This window comes from Halobacillus sp. AWM4_238 (assembly GCF_056158265.1).
In genome coordinates, this window is sequence record NZ_JBSWSY010000002.1 from 3445001 (window position 1) to 3464359 (window position 19359).

Genomic DNA, 19359 nt, shown 5'->3' on the forward strand with positions numbered 1-19359 from the left:
CTTCCCATTTACTGCATCTAGAACGGTTAGCTTTGAACGATGTGAGTGACGGGATCGCAAATGAAGCGAAGGAAATCGCAGAAGCATCCAATGTAGACATTTACATTGACCTAAATGCTCTCCCTTTTTCTGAAGCGATTCGAAAAGCTTTTCCAAAGCAGCATTTAGAATGGGGATTAACCGGAGGAGAAGATTTTGAGTTGCTTGGATCTGTTCCGGAAAACGATTGGTCGCAAGTGAAAGAAGCTGCAGAACAAACGGGGATATCTGTTAGTAAGATAGGACATGTAAAAACGAAACAAGGTCCGGAACCATTGGTGAAGGTTAATGAAGGTGGAGACTGGAAACGATTAACCTCTTCCGGGTATACTCATTTGAAGGAAAAAGGGTGATGAAATGACGACATTTGAATGGAAAAGTTCCTCTGCAGAACAAACGCAACAGATGGCGGAGAGACTCGGGGAACGTTTGCAGCCTGGCAATGTGCTAACATTAGAAGGAGATTTGGGTGCAGGTAAAACGACATTCACGAAGGGACTTGGCAAAGGCCTGGGTGTGAAACGGACGATCAACAGCCCGACTTTTACAATTATGAAAGAGTACCAGGGGCGAATCCCTTTTTATCATATGGATGTGTATCGTCTGGAAGAAAGTGATGAGGACCTTGGTTTTGATGAGTATTTTGATGGAGATGGAGTAACAGTCGTGGAGTGGGCTCAGTTCATTGAGGAATTTTTACCTGAAGAACGCCTGGATGTTACGATTCGTTATTTGGACGACTCGACGCGGTTGTTTACGTTCGAGGCTGGGTCGGACCATTTTGAAACGGTATGTAAGGAGATTTTAGGATGAATGTACTGGCGTTAGATACATCGAATTATGTCATGGGAGTTGCGGTCATCAGAGACGGGGCTGTAGCAGGTGAATATGTGACGAATATTAAAAAGAATCACTCGATCCGTTTAATGCCTGCCATTGATCAGGTCATGAAGGAGACGGGCATGAAGCCAGATGAGTTGGATCGAATTGCGGTTGCTCATGGTCCTGGTTCCTATACAGGGGTAAGGATTGGTTTGACGACGGCAAAGACGATGGCGTGGTCACTCGGAATTCCTGTTGTGGGTGTATCGAGCTTAGAAGCTGTGGCAAGGCAGGGGGCCTTTTTCCAAGGATATGTTTGCCCGTTCTTCGATGCGCGCCGTGGACTTGTGTATACGGGTCTATATCGATCTGATATGACACTAGCAAAAGCAGAGACGAACGTGTTGATGGAAGATTGGCTCCAACAATTGAAAGAACTTGATGAACCGATTCTTTTCCTCAGTCAGGACTTGGCTGTTCATAAAGAGAAGATTATAGAGATTCTTGGTGATCAGGCAATGATTCCAGACGCGCCTTATCACTATGCTCGTCCAGCCATCATAGCATCTGTAGCAGAGAAGAGGGAACCGGGACCGTTGCATGATCTTGTCCCGAACTACTTAAGGATTCCTGAGGCTGAAGCTAAATGGCTGGAGCAGCAGGAGAAGAACTAAGATGGCGAAGATCAGGAAAATGACGAAAGATGATGTAGAAGCTGTGATGGAAGTTGAAAAAGCTTCGTTCGCCGTACCATGGACGAAGGAAACCTTTGAAAAGGAAATGGTAGATAACCCGTATGCCCATTATTATGTCGTAGAAAAACAGGATGAAGTCATTGGTTACTGCGGCTTGTGGTTAATTATTGATGAGGCACATGTAACGAATATTGCCATACATCCAGACTATAGAGGAAACAAGTATGGAGAGCGATTGTTCAGTCATACGTGTAACGAAGCGATTGAGCATGGAGCGATTCAACTGTCGCTTGAAGTGAGAGTATCAAATACAGCCGCGCAGCATATGTACCGGAAGTTCGGCATGGTACCTGGAGGAATCCGCAAAAGGTATTACTCGGACAACGGTGAAGATGCGTTAGTGATGTGGGTGGGATTAAAATGAAGGAAGATCAATACATTTTAGCAATTGAGACGAGCTGTGACGAAACAGCCGTAGCCATTGTCAAAAACGAAACAGAACTGATAACGAATATCGTCGCTTCGCAAATCGAAAGTCATAAGCGTTTCGGTGGGGTCGTACCGGAGATTGCCTCCAGACACCATATCGAACAAATGACGATTACCCTGGAAGAGGCACTGGAGGACGCGGGGATGACCATCGACGAAATGGATGCCATTGCGGTGACCGAGGGCCCTGGGCTGGTCGGTGCCCTTCTAGTCGGTGTCAATGCAGCGAAATCGATTGCTTTTGCTAAACAGAAGCCGCTCGTCGGCGTGCATCATATTGCAGGACACATTTATGCGAACCGTTTGGAAAAGGAATTTGAATTCCCGCTTCTTTCCCTCGTCGTTTCCGGCGGACATACGGAGCTTGTGTTGATGCGGGAACACGGTTCTTTTGAGATCATCGGAGAAACGCGAGACGATGCTGCAGGGGAAGCGTATGACAAAGTGGCACGCACATTGAAGCTTCCATACCCTGGTGGACCACAGATTGACCGCCTCGCTCGAGAAGGGGAGGAGACCATCGATTTTCCTCGTGCCTGGCTTGAAGAAGGGTCTTATGATTTCAGTTTCAGCGGATTGAAATCAGCGGTCATCAACCGGCTTCACAAAGCGAAGCAGCGAGACGAATATTTGAAACCTGAAGATGTCGCGGCAAGCTTTCAGGCTAGTGTAGTGGACGTGTTATCCACAAAGGCATACCAAGCTGCTGAGGAGTATGGTGTGAAACAAATGATCGTGGCTGGTGGTGTAGCTGCCAATAAGGGATTAAGAGCAGCCCTTAAAGAGAAGTTCGAAGATAGTGAAACGGACCTGCTTATTCCACCACTTCATTTGTGTACAGATAATGCCGCAATGATTGCTGCTGCAGGAGCCGTTGCGTACAACCAGGATCATCGGTCTGAATGGGATTTGAATGCCAATCCAGGATTGGATCTTGAACTTTATGGTGCACGAAAAAAATAAGATCGTGAACAGGAACGATCCAAGCTCTCCTTTGTAGTTAAGGAGAGCTTTTCCCTTTTCTTGGGGGATGTGAATAAATGAGGATATTCTTCACAAGGTGAAAACTATCCACATGTGTATAAACATGCAGTGGACAAATTAACAGTGGATAAGTGGAATGGGAAAAGAAAACGGTACCATTTTTGTGGATAAACAAGAGTTATTCTGTGGATAATGTGCATAACCCTGTTGAAAACTGTTAATCAAGCCATTCAAGTGTTGAAAACTATGTGGATACTTAATACCCCCTCATACACGCTTATGCATGTTCGCTAATCACTCTTAAAAACTGGAAAATGACCAATGTAAACAAATGAACAAACGTTGATGTGGAAAAAAATGGTGTACCAGGTCATCCATATTTTGGATGACCTGGTACACCTGTTTTTGCCTGTCATGAATCGTGGAGGGTTTCCCATTCTTCCATGAGGGCTTCGAGTTTGGTTTGGAGTTGGCTGTTGTCCTCGGTGATTTCCAATGATCGTTCGTGGTCCTGATAAATGTCAGGGTCACAGAGGAGTTCTTCGTTTTCTTCGAGTCTTGCTTCCAGCTGTTCGATTTCTTCTTCGATCTCCGCTATGCGCCGGTTTTTCTTCCGTTCTTCACGCTTTGCGGCTTTGTCTTCTTCGAAACTGTTCTTTTGCTGCAATTCCTGCTGCTTCGGTTCATTCTGCAGACGTTCGGCTTCTTCGATTTGCTGCAGCTCGAATTCTTCCTGTTTCTTATCAACATAATAGTCATAGTCACCAAGAAACAACCGTGTCTCTTCAGGATTCATTTCCACAACTTGTGTCGCAATCTTGTTGATAAAGTAACGGTCGTGAGAAACGAACAACAGGGTACCCGGATAATCCACAAGTGCTGCCTCCAGCACTTCTTTGCTGTCGAGGTCCAGGTGGTTGGTCGGCTCGTCGAGAATTAAGAAGTTCGCTTCCTGCATCATCAGTTTCGCTAGAGACAGCCTTGCTTTCTCGCCCCCGCTGAGCGCAGAAACAGGCTTCAGGACATCCTCCCCTGAGAAAAGGAAGTTGCCGAGGATGGTGCGGATATCTTTTTCGTTTTTCATCGGATATTCGTCCCAGAGCTCGTTCAAGACGGTTTTTGCTGAATTCAGCTTCGTCTGTTCCTGGTCGTAATAGCCGATTTGTACGTTCGTTCCAATCAGCTTTTCGCCTTTCGACTGTTCCAAGTCCCCAGTGAGTGTCTTCAATAATGTTGTCTTTCCGACCCCATTCGGTCCGACGAGCGCAACAGAATCGCCACGATTCAAGTCTAGTGACACGTTGTCGAAAAGGTAGTCGTTGCTGTCATTATAGCGGAACGCATAGTTGCGCAGCTTCAAGACGTCGTTGCCGCTTCGTTTCGCCGTCTGAAAGCTGAACTTCGCTGATTGGCTGTCGTCCTTAGGCTTTTCAAGCTTGTCCATTTTCTCCAACTGCTTGCGGCGGCTTTGCGCTCGCTTACTTGTCGTCGCGCGAACGATGTTCTTCTGGATGAAATCTTCCATCCGCTTAATTTCTTCCTGCTGCTTTTCAAAACGTTTGAGTTCCTGCTCGTAATCCGCTTCTTTCTTTTTCAAATAATCGCTGTAGTTGCCGTGGTATCTCTTTGATGATTGAAAAGCGATTTCGTATACGGTATTGACGATCTTGTCCAGGAAGTAGCGGTCGTGGGATACGATGACGACGGCCCCCTGATAGCCTTGCAAATACCCTTCAAGCCAGCTTAGCGTATCAATGTCCAGGTGGTTGGTCGGCTCATCGAGAATAAGGACATCAGGGCTCGTAAGCAGCAGCTTTCCTAAAGCTAAACGAGTTTTCTGACCACCACTCAAGGAGTTGATCGGTGTATCCCAGCTGAAGTTTTTGAAGTTCAGTCCATTCAGGACGCCGCGGATATCTGCTTCGTACTGATATCCGCCAGCGGTCTTGAAGTATTCCTGCTTGCGGTCGTAATCCGTTAACAGCTGCTGGTACCGTTTCTGGTCCTCGAGCAGGTCAGGGTCCGCCATTTGGACTTCCATGTTGCGGAGTTCTTTCTCCAAGTCTTTCAGGTGGGTGAACACCTTCTCCATCTCGTTCCAAATGGTTTCCTCAGACTGCAGCCCTGTATTCTGAGCCAGGTAGCCGATCGTTGTTTCTTTGGGTTTGAAAATGTCGCCTTCATCGTGGCTCATTTCTCCAGCCATCATTTTGAGCAAGGTTGATTTTCCTGCTCCGTTTCGACCGACGATGGCAATCCGGTCGTTCATCTGCACTTCCAATTTGATATTCGATAAAATCAACTCGGCGCCGAAACGCTTCGTCAATTGGTTCAATTGCATGAGAATCATGTCGTTTCACCTCAATAAAATCAGTGTATCTCATACGCGCGTCCCCTAGCAACACAATGCTCTTTAAGTATGTGAAATCTTTAACGACTAACGTTTGATTTTTTGGTAGAATAAGAGTAGTGTTTCAATCAGTACAGTAACGATTTTGTTATTAAAAGGGGTAGGAGAAAATGGCGGAATTCAGTCATTTTAATGACCAGGGTCGCGCCCGTATGGTGGACATCACAGAAAAAAAGGATTCTGTACGGACGGCCGTAGCAGCAACAAGCGTACAAGTGAACGAAGAGATTTATCATAAAATCACCAACCACGAAATCGGAAAAGGGGACGTGCTTTCCGTCGCCCAGGTCGCAGGGATCATGGCAGCGAAAAAAACGTCCGACTGGATTCCGATGTGTCACCCCTTATCATTGAAAGGCATTGATGTGTCCTTCGATTGGGAAACATCAGCCCAGCCGGTTCTACACATCGAGGTTTCGGTCAAAACGAAGGGAAGTACGGGGGTGGAAATGGAAGCGCTAACGGCAGCTTCAGCCACAGCCCTTACGGTTTACGATATGTGCAAAGCGTTAGATAAAGGAATGGTCATCGGCCCGACCTATTTGAAAGAGAAAACAGGCGGGAAGAACGGCGACTACACGAGAAACAGGTAAAGGAGTCCGGTGCTAATGGATATCGAACAAACGAAGATTCCACAGGCGACAGCGAAGCGGCTGCCGCTCTATTATCGCTTTTTGAACAACCTTCATACTCAAGGCAAATTGCGTGTGTCTTCGAAAGAACTGAGCGATGCGGTCAAAGTCGATTCAGCGACAATCCGACGTGACTTTTCTTATTTCGGAGCGCTCGGAAAAAAAGGGTACGGCTACAACGTCGAGTATTTGCTTTCCTTTTTCAGAAAAACACTCGACCAGGATGAGACGACACGTGTCGCGTTGATCGGTGTCGGAAATCTTGGGACGGCCTTTTTGAACTATAACTTCACGAAAAATAACAATACGAAAATTGAAATCGCCTTTGATGCGAACGAGGAGCGAATCGGTTCTGAGGTCGGTGGCGTCGGTGTTGAACACATTGACGATCTAGAAGAAAAGCTCGGGGACATTTCTGTGGCCATTCTCACGGTCCCGTCATCTGCCGCTCAAGGCATTGCGGACAGGCTTGTGAAAGCGGGAATCTCCGGGATTCTCAACTTTACTCCAGCGAGAATCAGCGTGCCGTCAAATGTAAGGGTCCATCATATCGACCTTGCAATCGAGCTGCAGGCTCTCGTCTATTTCCTGAAGCATTATCCACTGAACGAAGAGGAAGTGGAGGAAGACCAATAAGAAAGACAAAAGAGTGTGAAATCATTTTGGTTTCTCACTCTTTTTTTAGGGGGAAGAAGATTTGGAAACGTTCACGGTTGGTTCAGAAACAGAAAGGTTAATGATCAGACCGCTTGAAAAAGGCGACTATGAAAGTTGGGTTGCTGGATATGAGGGGCGGTATCCTTCCAAGCACCGGCATGATGATGGTCGTCCTGATATGAGTGTTTGTACGAAAGAATGGTTTGATGAGCTGGTGGAGAAACATCAGCAGTTAGCTTTGGAGGATACAGCCTACGTCTTTGGTGTTTTTCTAAAGGAAGACCATACACACGTGGGGATGATTGATTTTTCGACCTTAATAAGATATGACTTCCAGTGGGGGAGAATTGGATATGGGCTCCATAACCAACATTGGAAGAAGGGCTACGGAAAAGAAGCGGTGGAAGGAGCATTAAGGATTGCTTTTCATCAATTAAATTACCACAGGATCGAGGCTCATATCAATTTGGATAATGCGGCTTCCATCAAGATGGCGGAGAGGATCGGCCTGGAGTATGAATGCACCCGCAAAGGGTTCATCCATGAGTTTGGTGAATGGACGGATAACTTGATTTACTATAAGAATGCAGAATAAAAGGAAGCTCAGCCTGACGCTGAGCTTCTTTTTTGGGTTACTCTGTATTCTCTTTCCAGCTCTTGTCCATGAGCATCTTCCCCGGCCACGTGTAGGCCATGATCCCACCGTCTGCGGTAATGTCTTCTCCTGTCACATACGAACTTTCGTCAGAAGCAAGAAACAGGGCGACGTTCGCCATTTCTTCCGGGCGTCCGAGTCTTCCCATCGGTGTGACCCATTTGTTCGCTTCACGGAATTCCCGGCCTTCTTCTTCCTGCTTCGTCCCTGCAAGTTCCTGAACGAGCGGTGTTTCGATGGTACCTGGGGAAATTGAATTGACACGGATGCCTTCACGCGCATAGTCGATCGCCATCGCTCTCGTAAAGTTTGTAATCCCGCCTTTCGCTGCGTTGTATCCGGAGCGGTCAAGATCCGCGGCCTGCCCAGACATGGATGAAGTGTTGATGAGAGATCCGCCATTTTCAAGCATGAGCGGGAGGATGTATTTGCTCGTCAAAAAGGTTCCCCTTAAATCGACAGCAATGATTTGATCAAACAGCTCCACCGGATATTCGTGGACCTTTCCGCCTTCCTGATCGAGGCCCGCATTGTTAAACAGGATATCCACATGTCCAAAATGTTGCTCGATGTAATTGGCGAACTGCTGGACACTATCCACATCAGCAACATCAAGCTCCACGGCTTCTGCTTTTCCACCGCCGCTTTTTACTTCATCCACGGTTTTCTGTACTTCTTCTACATTCACATCCCCGCAAACGACCGTCGCTCCTTCGCTTGCGAATCGTTTCACAGTCGCCGCACCAATCCCTGTTGCGGAGCCGGTGACGACAGCAATTTTATTATTTAAACGTCCCATATCCCTAGAACCTCCTTTTGTTCGTTGCTATCACTCATACCCGCACGTTGAATCGCAGTAAACCTTTGGTAGAACAGAGGACGCATACAGTCGAAACATGCGGAATCGTGGTTAACGAAAAGCAGAGGTGGTATAGTAAATAATAGTTCGCGTATCGAAAGAAAGCGGGTGAGACGATTGAGTAAACTGCCTCATAAATGGCTCGTGGTCGTGTCTGTCCTGTTCGGGACGTTCACGGTCATTTTGAACAATAGTATGCTGAACCCGATCTTGCCACGATTCATCGAGATCTTTGATTCCAATGCCGTCTCGGTCGGGTGGATTCTGACGATCTTCATGGTATCGATGGGGATGACCATGCCGCTCACCGGATACTTTGGTGACCGGTTTGGAAAAAAGAAAGTGTACCTCGTCGGTCTTTGTATCTTCCTTGCAGGTTCAACGCTCGGATTCTTTTCATCGACACTCAGCATGGTCATCATCTCCCGTGCGATTCAGGGGATGGCCGGAGGATTGATGATGCCGATAGCGATGGCACTCATCTTTAATTCATTTCCTCGTTATGAGCGGGGGCTTGCGGTCGGAGTATACGGTGTTGCCGCTATGGTCGCACCAGCTGTAGGACCAACGATCGGTGGCTTTCTGATCCAGTATCTCGACTGGCCGTGGCTGTTCGCTTTCAATATTCCGTTCGGATTGACAGGACTTATTTTATCTTCTAAGTTTCTTGAACGTACGGAAACGAATCCGACAAAACGGTTTGATCTGATCGGCTTCCTTATCATTGCGGCAGGAATCGGTTCTGTGCTGTTTGCCCTCGGAAGGGGAAGGACACTGGAAACATTGTTCGACCCGTTGAACATCTTCCTTATCATCGGTGGATTGGTGGCCATTGTGCTGTTTGTCTTTTACGAGAATCGTCAGGAGGATCCACTGCTGAACTTGTCCGTCTTCAAAGTGCCGACGTATTCTGTTTCCATTGTTGTCACATCAGCAGCTTCCATTGGCCTATTCTCAGGGATCTTCCTGCTGCCATTATTGATTCAAAATGTATACGGGCTGAACGAAGTGATGACTGGCCTGTTGTTCCTACCGGCCGCAGCTGCGAGTGGGGTGTTCATGTCGATCGGAGGACGTATTCTCGATAAAAAAGGACCGAAATATGTAGTGCCTCCTGGCCTTACCATCATGGCGCTCGCCACACTCGGCTTAAGCTTTTTACAGCTGTCGACACCATACTGGCTGATCCTTTTGTTAAATACGGTCAGAGGCCTCGGTATGGGGATGGGGAATATGCCGGCAACAACATCCGGCATGAACAGTATTCCTGAACACCTCGTCGCTCAAGGTTCAGCGATGAACAACATCATCAGACAGATCTCTTCTTCTTTAGGCATCGTCTTTTTCTCCATTTATTATGAAGTCAGACGGGCTCAAGTTTCGGCGAATCCGAATATCGATATGCAGGCAGCCACGTTGCAGACGCTTAATGAAGCGTTTCTCGTTTCTGCTATCGTGCTGATCATCGCCATTCCGTTTTCATTCATATTAAAAGGTGTGCAGGAGGATAAAGAGGAACAAGAAGCATAGAAAAAAGCAGGTCCGTGAGAGGACCTGCTTTTTTTGCGACGTTATTTCTTCTTCGTCTTTTTAATTTTGTTATGAAGATTGAAGAGCCGTATCGCTACGGCAATGTTGAACGTCGCGACAATGGCCAGAATGATGGTCATCGCATTCCACACGGTCTCTTCCGCCGCCTGTGCGGCGATGTAGGTGAATGCTACGCCCATCATCATGTATAGAAAAGCCATGAATAAGGGTGATGTTCTCATATTATAAAAAGCCTCCAATAAAGATGGTCTCCAGCTGTTCCTGCATGCGTCGGATATCCTCTTCAGTGAGGAAGTACTGCGAAGCGACAACGAACGAGTTCATCGCCATATGAGCCACGATTGGTGTAATAATTCGTTTTGTTTTGACATATAGGAAGGCGAAGACGACTCCCATGGAGAAGTACACTAACATGTGGCTGAAATCAAAGTGGAACGCTCCGAACACGAGAGCAGAAACGAGAACGGCCAACCAGAAATTCGTCCGCTTATAAATGGAACCGAAAATGATTTTACGGAAAATGATTTCTTCCGTAATCGGTGCAAAAACGACAGGAAGGAGGATGAACAACGGCGATTCACGGGCGATCTCCATCAATCCCATCGTATTTTCAGATCCTGGTGATACACCGAACAATTCACGCTCAATCGTCGCGGCAATGGCTTGGGCGAACAAGGCCAAAAAGACACCGGCAATCGACCAGAGCACAACTTTTCCTGGTCCTGCTTTATCCTCGCTCCGGGCTAAACCATCCTGTGGATCGCGGCGGAGCAGGAGAAGAATGATGATCGTTGCAATGGTAAAACTGAACACAGACCAAACGGCAATGGCATCGAAACGGGACATCCCGGCTGCCTGCACCAGAACCGGTACAGCCACAATGGCAGAAATCTGTGTGATAAGATAGGTCACGATAATGTACCAATAATGTTTCGGCATAAAGGCACGACTCCTTTTATAAATACCTTTTAATAGCTTCAATATACATACTTTATGTATTCTATCACAGTTTCAAAACCAGACGTAAGGAATAAGGGTCAGTGTAAGAATTTTGTCGAAAAAGAAGTGCAAAATTTCTATAGTTTCTACTTGAAAAACGATAGGGAATTGCTTATTATAATAATTGTGTTAGCACTCAACATCGACGAGTGCTAATAAACGACAAAAATTTGAAACAACCATATCAAGGAGGGTGTCCTAATTGTTAAAGCCACTTGGTGATCGTATTGTTATTGAACTAGTTGAAGAAGAGCAGACTACTGCGAGCGGTATCGTACTTCCGGACTCTGCGAAAGAAAAGCCACTAGAAGGTAAAGTTGTTGCTGTCGGCACAGGCCGCATCACAGACAACGGTGAAAAAGTAGCACTGGAAGTCGCACAAGGCGACCGCGTGATCTACTCTAAATTTGCAGGTACAGAAGTGAAGTATGAAGGCAGCGAATACTTGATTCTTCGCGAATCTGATGTACTAGCTGTAATCCAGTAGTCACTTTTTTCTATAAAAAATACTTAAGAGATACGATTTTAATGAGGAGGGCATTTTTAAATGGCTAAAGAAATTAAATTTAGTGAAGACGCACGCCGCTCTATGCTGCGTGGTGTAGATACATTAGCAAATGCTGTTAAAGTTACACTTGGACCAAAAGGACGTAACGTCGTATTAGATAAGAAGTTCGGTTCTCCACTCATCACAAACGATGGTGTGACAATCGCTAAAGAAATCGAACTCGAAGACCACTTCGAAAACATGGGTGCACAACTCGTTTCTGAAGTAGCTTCTAAAACAAACGATGTTGCTGGTGATGGTACAACGACAGCAACGGTTCTTGCACAGGCGATGATCCGTGAAGGTCTTAAAAACGTTACTTCCGGTGCAAACCCAGTCGGTATTCGTAAAGGTATTGAGAAAGCGACAGCTGTAGCAACAGAAGAGCTTCGCAAAATCTCTAAACCTATCGAAGGCCGCGATTCAATCGCACAAGTAGCAAGCATCTCTGCTGCTGACAATGAAGTCGGCCAGTTGATTGCTGAAGCTATGGAGCGCGTAGGTAACGACGGTGTTATCACTATTGAAGAATCTAAAGGTTTCAACACAGAACTAGAAGTGGTTGAAGGTATGCAGTTCGACCGCGGCTATGCTTCTCCTTACATGGTCACTGACCAGGATAAGATGGAAGCGGTTCTTGAAGATCCTTACATTCTAATTACAGATAAAAAGATCAACAACATTCAGGAAGTCCTTCCTGTACTTGAGCAAGTGGTTCAACAATCCAAGCCACTTCTATTGATCTCTGAAGACGTTGAAGGCGAAGCACTTGCAACAATTGTTGTGAACAAACTTCGCGGAACATTCAACGCGGTAGCTGTTAAGGCTCCTGGGTTCGGTGATCGCCGTAAAGCGATGCTTGAAGATATCGCAACACTTACTGGTGGCCAGGTAATCACAGAAGACCTTGGGCTTGAACTGAAGAATACAACGATCGACCAGCTGGGCCGCGCGTCTAAAGCAGTCATCACAAAAGAAAACACAACAATTGTTGAAGGTGCAGGAAACCCTGAGCAGATCTCTTCCCGTGTCTCTCAAATCCGTGCACAGTCAGAAGAAACAACTTCTGAATTCGACAAAGAAAAACTACAAGAGCGCCTTGCAAAACTTTCTGGCGGCGTAGCTGTCATCAAAGTCGGTGCAGCAACAGAAACAGAATTGAAAGAGCGTAAACTACGTATCGAAGACGCCCTGAACTCTACGCGAGCAGCAGTAGAAGAAGGAATCGTTGCCGGTGGTGGTACAGCGCTTGTAAACATCATCAACTCTGTCGAAGGCCTTGGCCTTGTAGACGACGAAGCAACGGGTGCAAGCATCGTTCTACGTGCGCTTGAAGAGCCGGTTCGCCAAATCGTCCACAACGCAGGTCTTGAAGGATCCATCATCGTTGAGCGTCTGAAAGCTGAAGAAGTCGGCGTAGGCTTCAACGCAGCAACAGGCGAATGGGTGAACATGGTTGAACAAGGAATCGTTGACCCAACAAAAGTTACACGTTCTGCGCTTCAAAACGCAGCTTCCGTAGCCGCTATGTTCTTGACAACTGAAGCGGTAGTCGCTGATCATCCTGAAGAGGATAATGGTGGCGGCATGCCTGACATGGGTGGCATGGGCGGCATGATGTAAGCTGTCCCCAAACCCTTTGCTACACAAGGATTTGAAACCCTATAAATGAATATTGACTGGATTTTGACTGGATTTCTATGAAATTAAATCTAAATCATATAAGCCTCCCAAGAGTTTTATAAACTTTTGGGAGGCTTTATTCTTCTATTTGTTTATCAGTTCATTTGCAATTGATTTATATTCTAAGCACCCATTTATTATAGACCAACTATAAATAAAGTTTTTTATTTCGTTAACTCGACCTTCTGCGTTGCATTTTCCATCCCTTTTTCCTACTAAAGCTTTCATGTTTAGAATTTCATGTATTAAGTTTTCAGAATCGGCATATTCGCAAGGGTCTTTATATCCGGGATTAAGCCAATGTAGATAGATTGAATATTCATGATCTTGAAAGTATCTTAAGGTGTTTAAAGCATCTTTTTTAAATTGGATAGAACATAGAACTATTTTAGGGCTGTGGTTAACTTGAATAATTTCTTCTACTGATTTTCCACGCTCCTGGGGAGATCCATTTATTAAGAATACCTTTGTGTGTTCACCTTTTGGTCCTACGCAAAGCTTTCTTTCTGATTTTTGAGCAGTTCTAATATTTAGGTCATTAAATAATTTTTTCCATGTTTCTGACTTTCCTGAGTTTCGGTGACCTAATACAGCAATTAATAATTTTTTTTCCAATTTATAACCTCCTCTAAAAGGCAATCACTTAAATATATATTATATGCCCGTCGAATATAGAACCTATATTCTTTATTAATTAGATAATAATGTATTAATTGTAGTAATTAGGTTTGATTAGTATAATTTTACTTAAGGTAAAAGTTAATTGCAGGATACGTATAGCGAATTTCGTAATATTAAGGAGAGTTGTTATGTATAAGGGGATGGATTGGTTTAAATGTGACTTACAAATGCAGACACCTGGGGATCATTTAAATTGGTTGAAAAGTGACCCAAGTTTCATAAATGGAAACTGGACTGAAGAAGAGCTGAATGAATCAGTAGATATGTATTTGAAGAGATGTCATGAAGTAGAATTAGATGTAATAGGTGTAACTGATCATAATTTTATTGGGAAACATTTTCTAGAAGGTTTAATTACACGTAATAAAATAATTGCTGATGAAGTTGGAAGGGATCCTCTTGTTATCTTCCCAGGGTTTGAAATTGAAATTTCTCAAGGGAATGGTGTTCATTTACTTTGTCTTTATGATCCATCCACTCCGTTAAGATTCATTGATGACAAAGTGACAGCGCTAGGTCTCCATTACTCAGGGCGGATTAATGATGGGAAAATAAAACCTTCACCATACTCATTTGACCACGTAATTAATGCAGTACAAGAAGATCCCGAATATCAAGGTATTGTAATTGCTGCCCACCCTTTATCTGAAAGTGGCATGTTGAATGACCGCTTTTTACCTGAACATTTTCAGCAGTATATGCTAAAGGATAACCGGTTACTTGCTCTAGAGATACCAGGCCCGTTAAGCTCACTTTCTTCAGGATGGCAAAGGTTATTATTATCAGGACCAGATTGTCATCCAGACTGGAGGAGGGAGCAACCCATAGCTACAGTGATGTCCTCAGATTGCTACAGTTTGACCGAGAGTGGAAAAGGTTATATTGGGAAACGACATACGTGGATTCGAATGTCGGAGAATACAATAGAAGCTTTAAGACAAGCGTTGAAAGATCACCAATCTAGAATCGTGTTACAAGATTCGAACCCTTTAGAGGAAATCCGTTATGGTAGAATTGATTCATTGAAAATCGAAAATGTAGCTTTTCTCGAAGACCAAACTATCAATTTTTCACCAAATTTCAATTGTATTATAGGTGGTAGAGGGGCTGGTAAATCATCTATACTCGAGTACATAAGGCTGTGTACTAACTACGAAGTTGAAAGTAATAATATGGACAGTTTAAACAGAATTAGAAATACACTAGAACAAGCATCAAAATTACAATTGACATGGAGAGACATGAGTGGCGAAGATGTCTTCGAATATGATATGTCAAATGGAAAAAGTGAAATTGTTAGCAGAAATGAAGATATTGAGGATCCAGACACAATCTTTACTAAACTGGGTATTCAAATATATAGTCAAAGGGAAATTTCAAATATTGCCAACGATACTCAAAATCTCTTACGTATAGTTGATCAAATAACAGGGGAGAGTATTAATCAGCTAAAGCAACAAGAAAAGTCAATAAAAGAGGATATTCAATCATATCAACATGAAAAAAATAAACTTCATAGAAAAATCAGTGAAAGAAGAAGTCTAAACCAAGAAATAGTTGAATTGCAACGCCGTTGGAATTCGTTTGTTGCAGTTAAAAAAGAGAATGAAAATCGGCTAGCTAATCAAGAGGCAAAAAATTACTTAGAAAGAATACTTTCTGAAACTGAAAACATAGTAATAGAATGGGACAAAAAAGTAGATTCTGTTTTAGAAAGCTTTGAAATAGTAAATCTTGAAGAAAAAAGTTGGAGTAACAAACACTTTTTTAAAGATTTGAATTTTGGAGTTGAGCAAGCTAATAAAGACCTTGCTATGGATATAAAGGGAGCACTACAAAAATATAAAGAGAAAATAGCCATGATGACATTTAAAAATGAAAAGTGGGATAGTGTCCATGATAGCTTTCAGGAATCAGAATCTGAATTTTTAAAAGCATGTGAACGTGAAGGTTTAAAGCCTGAAGAATTAGAAATCTTGAAAGATGTTAATCTACAAAAAATCGAAAAGGAAAAACAGCTAGAAGAATTAGAGGTTGAGATAATTAGTTTGCAAAAAAATGCGGAAAAACTTGAAGAACTATATGAAATGCTTTATCAGATATGGGATAGAGAGACTATAGCAAGAATTGATAAAGTTAGCTCTTTAATTGAGAATGGTGCTATACCAAGAATAGGATCTGACGACGAACCTTTTATTAAAGTTGAGATTAACCACATGGGGGATAAAACGAGTTTCTTAAGTCTCTGGAATGATATTAAGGTGAGAAGGAATACACGCTTAGGGAGGAACTGGCAGGAATTAGGGGAAGCTTTATTTGCTGAATTCCTCGGTGAAAGGTTGTCTTCAACCCCTTGGGAGTTATTGATTCAATGGGTCCAAAATAAAGAAAATATGCCCGCAGACCTTCAAGAATACTATGAGCAGTTAGTTGAGTTGTTTAGCAATGATCAATCTATGGATGAATTAATGATAAAAAGAGTTAATGACGAAATTGACATTACTTTATTTAGAGATGATGGTTCTAGAGCAGGTTCATTACTAGATAATGGTTTGTCTGATGGGCAGAAGAATACTGCAATTTTGACGCTTTTATTCACAGAGGGTACTGGTCCAATAATTATTGATCAACCAGAAGATGAACTGGATTCAGATTTTATTTATAATCAACTTGTTCCCCTCATTAGGAATATAAAAAATAATAGGCAAGTAATAGTTGCCTCTCATAATGCTAACTTGCCAGTAAACGGAGACGCTGAATTAGTTTATGCTCTGAGGACTGATATGGGGAATGGGATCGTTAGGAATCAAGGTGGTATAGATAATCATGGGGTAAGAGAATCTATATTAGATATCATGGAAGGATCAGAGGAAGCTTTTCGTAAAAGGCAAGAAAAGTATTACTCGTAGAACTGAATAAAAATAGAGTTTAATATCAAAAAGGCCCGAAAATACTATTTTTTTATATAGTATTTTCGGGCCTTTTTAATTAATCTAAAACATCTTCCATTAGTTTGCTAAACCTATCAGAAGCCTTTCCTTCCATGTTTTTTGTGATATGGGCATAGATGTTCATGGTTGTGTTGATATCGCCATGTCCTAACCTTTGTTGAATCTCTTTTGTGCCGACTCCCGCCTCAATTAATAGGGAGGTGTGGGTGTGTCTGAAGGAATGGGGTGTAACACTTTTCTCTATTCCACTGAGCTTTAGTAATCGCTTCATTCGGTTTTCTACCGTCTTTATATAGTCAGGATAGCCTGGATTATTTATCTCTTTTGCAAAAATAAATCCAAAATCATTGTATTGATTTCCAAGGGACATTTTTAGTTCTTTTTGGTAAGTCAGATACCTTTTAAACTCTCGAATTACTTGCTTGTCCGTTTTTATTGTCCGAATAGAATCTTTTGTTTTAGGAGTGAGTAGATGGTAATCCTTTGTATTGTTATTTGGGTTGTAATAGGTTTTTGTGATGCGGATAGTCTCATTTTTAAAATTAATATCGGCCCATTTGAGTGCTAGCATTTCTCCTACACGCATCCCACTATAAGCAAGCGTGAGGAACATAATAAAATCCCTATCTAAACCTTTTTCTTTAGCTGTTTTTAGAAAATTTATTAACTCACTTTTTTCTAGAAATTTTATTACTTCATCATTCTGCTCAATTTCTTCCACCGTTTCAATTTTTCTTGGGATTTTTGCGAATTCACTAGGATTTATTTTGATGAGGTTATATTCTTTAGCCTTCTTAAATAACATTCGACCAGTAGTATGGATTCCATCCAAAGTATTATGGGCATAACCTTGTTCATGTAGGTGGTCAAGCAATGCTTGATAGTGCTTTCTTGTAACATCAATTAATTTCATATTTGAAAAATACCTTCTGAGGTGCTTTAATTCTTTAGAACGCCCACGGTGCGAGCTAATCTTGGAATATTTCGCATAAATATTCAGCCATTCATCTGCAAAGTCGTTAAAAGTCACATTGTTTTCTTCAATGTAGGCTCCTTCTCTTAAATCTCTTTCTAATTCTTCAGCTGCAATTCTTGCATCGGTTTTTCTAAGGAAACCGGCCTTAGACTTTGTTTTTCTTTCCCCCATGGATAACGGCGAATCAGATTATCCAATGGTTTCATCGATATAATCTGAAAAACCTTGTATTCAGATTACAGAAACCTCATAATCCACTTTTTTAATCGATAAATAGATTTTTTACGTTTTTTTATTGACGTAAAAAATCTACCATGGTATAACGTAGATAGGTAGTAAATAATCTGAAAAATCTGAAAGGGGATTTCTTTCTATGACAAGCACAATTAATAACGTCGATCCTATTAATCTAGGATCACCAACAAGCTCTATTCAAATTCCAGCCCTGAAATACAAAAGCGGGGAAAGGGTATGGTATGCAGCCACGATTCCTTATAAAACGTTAGGGAAATTTATCCAAACATCGGCGCTTAAAAAGAAAAATCAGGAAATTATAAAGTCGGAGATTAAAAACAGATTCTTGGACCGCAAGCATCGGAACGAAATCATCGACTACCTCAAAACGGAAAGAGAATTCACGCTGCCACCGATCACATTGGTTTCTTATGACGAGTTAGACTTCCGTCCCTACAGTTTCGATGGAAGAGAGGTTAATGAAGAACAGGTACTTAATAGTAACGGTTCCATTGCTGGAGTTATTCTACTACCGATAGATTATGAGTTTGAATGTTTAGATGGGAATCACCGGACTGCAGCTATTCGAGAATTGGCCCAAAACGAGCCAGAATACATTGCAGAAAGCAACATGCTTTTGAACATAGTACACGACAACCGTCCCAAAAAAATAAGGCAGGACTTTGTGGACGTAAACAAAAACGCGAAACCAACGACATCCTCAATAAATACACTTTTTAACACCAGGGACGTACTCTCCAACATAGTTGTTGATTTAATTGAAGAAACGCCTTATTTAAAAGAGACAACGGAATTGCTATCAACAAGCGTTTCTAAAAATTCTAAAGATTTATATACCATCAACAATATCAAGAACACCGTCACCGAGATTATAGGTTTCAATTCTCAGTCAGTAAAATCTGATAGAGTTTCCGCTAAACTTCAGGAGAACGAGGAGCTTCGCGAGCAGGCCATTGAACATGCACGTCTATTCTTTGATGCTCTAAAACGTAACGAGTTTATAGAAAAAACTTTAGAGCACCGAGAACTGACGCCAGAGATTCGATCTAAAGCCGTAGTTACAACTGGAACAGGGATCATTATAATTTCTAGAATTGCTGGTTACATTTTTGACCATTTCCAGAATTATGAGCAACAGCGTACCGAATTAAACCGACTTATGAAATTTGATTGGGCCCGTGCGAATCCACTATTTTCTGGAAAGGTAGTCGTTGACGGCCAGAAAATTCTAAATTCACGCGATGCAATCAATGCTGCAGTTGCCGCAGTGAAAAATAAATTAGGCTATCACCTAACCGAAAATGAATACAGTTATACAAGAACGGAGCAGGAGTAAATATAACTTAAAAAGGCGTTACCGTATCAGGTAGCATCCTTTTTTATCCAGTATGTTAATATCATAATTCAGAATAGACTTTGGATGGCCGTCATGACTGGTATGTACATTTCATATCGCTATTCTAAAAAGTTCTTA

At 42.8% G+C, this 19359-nt stretch carries 19 protein-coding genes (1 of these 19 running past the window's edge); 13 read left to right on the forward strand and 6 right to left on the reverse strand.

Going from position 1 to position 19359, the window contains the following annotated elements; genetic code table 11:
- The 5 genes in view from thiL to tsaD are tightly spaced (at most 4 nt apart) and all read left to right on the forward strand, a layout consistent with a single transcriptional unit that may run on beyond the window.
- Window positions 1–392, forward strand: the 3' portion of a protein-coding gene (gene thiL, locus ACXACN_RS17225; protein WP_474966058.1) for a thiamine-phosphate kinase. It extends 592 nt beyond the left edge of the window; 392 of the gene's 984 nt are visible here — the last part of the coding sequence; the start codon falls outside the window, past its left edge; it ends in the stop codon at window positions 390–392.
- Between the two features lie 4 nt (window positions 393–396).
- Complete coding sequence (gene tsaE, locus ACXACN_RS17230) at window positions 397–852, forward strand: tRNA (adenosine(37)-N6)-threonylcarbamoyltransferase complex ATPase subunit type 1 TsaE (RefSeq protein ID WP_474966060.1); 456 nt, start codon at window positions 397–399, stop codon at window positions 850–852.
- Window positions 849–1535 (forward strand): tRNA (adenosine(37)-N6)-threonylcarbamoyltransferase complex dimerization subunit type 1 TsaB, encoded by a 687-nt coding sequence (gene tsaB, locus ACXACN_RS17235; protein WP_474966061.1) that lies wholly within the window; start codon window positions 849–851, stop codon window positions 1533–1535. Before tsaE ends, tsaB begins: the two co-directional genes overlap by 4 nt.
- A gap of 1 nt (window position 1536) precedes the next feature.
- Window positions 1537–1980, forward strand: a complete 444-nt coding sequence (rimI, locus tag ACXACN_RS17240) for a ribosomal protein S18-alanine N-acetyltransferase (protein ID WP_474966063.1) — start codon at window positions 1537–1539, stop codon at window positions 1978–1980.
- Entirely contained in the window at window positions 1977–3008 is a 1032-nt protein-coding gene (gene tsaD, locus ACXACN_RS17245; RefSeq protein WP_474966064.1) for a tRNA (adenosine(37)-N6)-threonylcarbamoyltransferase complex transferase subunit TsaD, read from the forward strand. Before rimI ends, tsaD begins: the two co-directional genes overlap by 4 nt.
- Window positions 3009–3441: 433 nt before the next feature.
- Here the strand turns inward: tsaD and ACXACN_RS17250 are convergent, their stop codons facing one another.
- Window positions 3442–5379 carry an ABC-F family ATP-binding cassette domain-containing protein gene (locus ACXACN_RS17250; protein WP_474966065.1) on the reverse strand — a complete coding sequence of 646 codons (1938 nt, stop codon included), beginning with the start codon at window positions 5377–5379 and terminating at the stop codon, window positions 3442–3444.
- 170 nt (window positions 5380–5549) lie between these two features.
- Here ACXACN_RS17250 and moaC point away from each other — a divergent pair, with 170 nt between their 5' ends.
- From moaC to ACXACN_RS17265, 3 genes are all read left to right on the forward strand, one after another.
- Window positions 5550–6032, forward strand: coding sequence for a cyclic pyranopterin monophosphate synthase MoaC (moaC, locus tag ACXACN_RS17255; RefSeq protein ID WP_474966067.1), 483 nt, complete (start codon window positions 5550–5552; stop codon window positions 6030–6032).
- Between the two features lie 15 nt (window positions 6033–6047).
- On the forward strand, window positions 6048–6707 hold the full coding sequence (locus ACXACN_RS17260; RefSeq protein WP_474966068.1) for a redox-sensing transcriptional repressor Rex: 660 nt from the start codon (window positions 6048–6050) through the stop codon (window positions 6705–6707).
- Between the two features lie 61 nt (window positions 6708–6768).
- The gene (locus tag ACXACN_RS17265; protein WP_474966070.1) at window positions 6769–7323 is read left to right on the forward strand and encodes a GNAT family N-acetyltransferase; all 555 of its coding nucleotides are present in this window, start codon (window positions 6769–6771) and stop codon (window positions 7321–7323) included.
- Between the two features lie 37 nt (window positions 7324–7360).
- Here the strand turns inward: ACXACN_RS17265 and ACXACN_RS17270 are convergent, their stop codons facing one another.
- Window positions 7361–8182, reverse strand: a complete 822-nt coding sequence (locus ACXACN_RS17270) for an SDR family oxidoreductase (protein WP_474966071.1) — start codon at window positions 8180–8182, stop codon at window positions 7361–7363.
- 177 nt (window positions 8183–8359) lie between these two features.
- On the opposite strand from ACXACN_RS17270, the gene ACXACN_RS17275 reads away from it, so the two are divergent.
- Window positions 8360–9772 (forward strand): MDR family MFS transporter, encoded by a 1413-nt coding sequence (locus tag ACXACN_RS17275; RefSeq protein WP_474966073.1) that lies wholly within the window; start codon window positions 8360–8362, stop codon window positions 9770–9772.
- Between the two features lie 41 nt (window positions 9773–9813).
- Here ACXACN_RS17275 and ACXACN_RS17280 read toward each other — a convergent pair whose 3' ends face one another.
- Together ACXACN_RS17280 and ACXACN_RS17285 are read right to left on the reverse strand one after the other, a co-directional pair.
- Entirely contained in the window at window positions 9814–10014 is a 201-nt protein-coding gene (locus ACXACN_RS17280; RefSeq protein ID WP_474966074.1) for a YdiK family protein, read from the reverse strand.
- Between the two features lies 1 nt (window position 10015).
- Window positions 10016–10732, reverse strand: coding sequence for a lysostaphin resistance A-like protein (locus ACXACN_RS17285; RefSeq protein WP_474966076.1), 717 nt, complete (start codon window positions 10730–10732; stop codon window positions 10016–10018).
- A 262-nt stretch (window positions 10733–10994) separates the two neighbouring features.
- Between ACXACN_RS17285 and groES the strand changes: the two genes are divergently transcribed.
- Both groES and groL read left to right on the forward strand, forming a co-directional pair.
- On the forward strand, window positions 10995–11279 hold the full coding sequence (gene groES, locus ACXACN_RS17290) for a co-chaperone GroES (protein ID WP_089654972.1): 285 nt from the start codon (window positions 10995–10997) through the stop codon (window positions 11277–11279).
- A gap of 60 nt (window positions 11280–11339) precedes the next feature.
- Complete coding sequence (gene groL, locus ACXACN_RS17295; RefSeq protein ID WP_474966077.1) at window positions 11340–12962, forward strand: chaperonin GroEL; 1623 nt, start codon at window positions 11340–11342, stop codon at window positions 12960–12962.
- A 144-nt stretch (window positions 12963–13106) separates the two neighbouring features.
- Here groL and ACXACN_RS17300 read toward each other — a convergent pair whose 3' ends face one another.
- Window positions 13107–13637: a hypothetical protein gene (locus ACXACN_RS17300; protein ID WP_474966078.1), complete on the reverse strand. Its 531-nt coding sequence runs from the start codon at window positions 13635–13637 to the stop codon at window positions 13107–13109.
- A gap of 194 nt (window positions 13638–13831) precedes the next feature.
- On the opposite strand from ACXACN_RS17300, the gene ACXACN_RS17305 reads away from it, so the two are divergent.
- Window positions 13832–16612, forward strand: a complete 2781-nt coding sequence (locus ACXACN_RS17305) for a TrlF family AAA-like ATPase (protein WP_474966080.1) — start codon at window positions 13832–13834, stop codon at window positions 16610–16612.
- A gap of 79 nt (window positions 16613–16691) precedes the next feature.
- Here the strand turns inward: ACXACN_RS17305 and ACXACN_RS17310 are convergent, their stop codons facing one another.
- Entirely contained in the window at window positions 16692–17801 is a 1110-nt protein-coding gene (locus tag ACXACN_RS17310; RefSeq protein WP_474966081.1) for a tyrosine-type recombinase/integrase, read from the reverse strand.
- Between the two features lie 202 nt (window positions 17802–18003).
- Here ACXACN_RS17310 and ACXACN_RS17315 point away from each other — a divergent pair, with 202 nt between their 5' ends.
- Window positions 18004–19221 carry a DNA sulfur modification protein DndB gene (locus ACXACN_RS17315; protein ID WP_474966083.1) on the forward strand — a complete coding sequence of 406 codons (1218 nt, stop codon included), beginning with the start codon at window positions 18004–18006 and terminating at the stop codon, window positions 19219–19221.
- The last annotated feature ends 138 nt before the right edge of the window (window positions 19222–19359 follow it).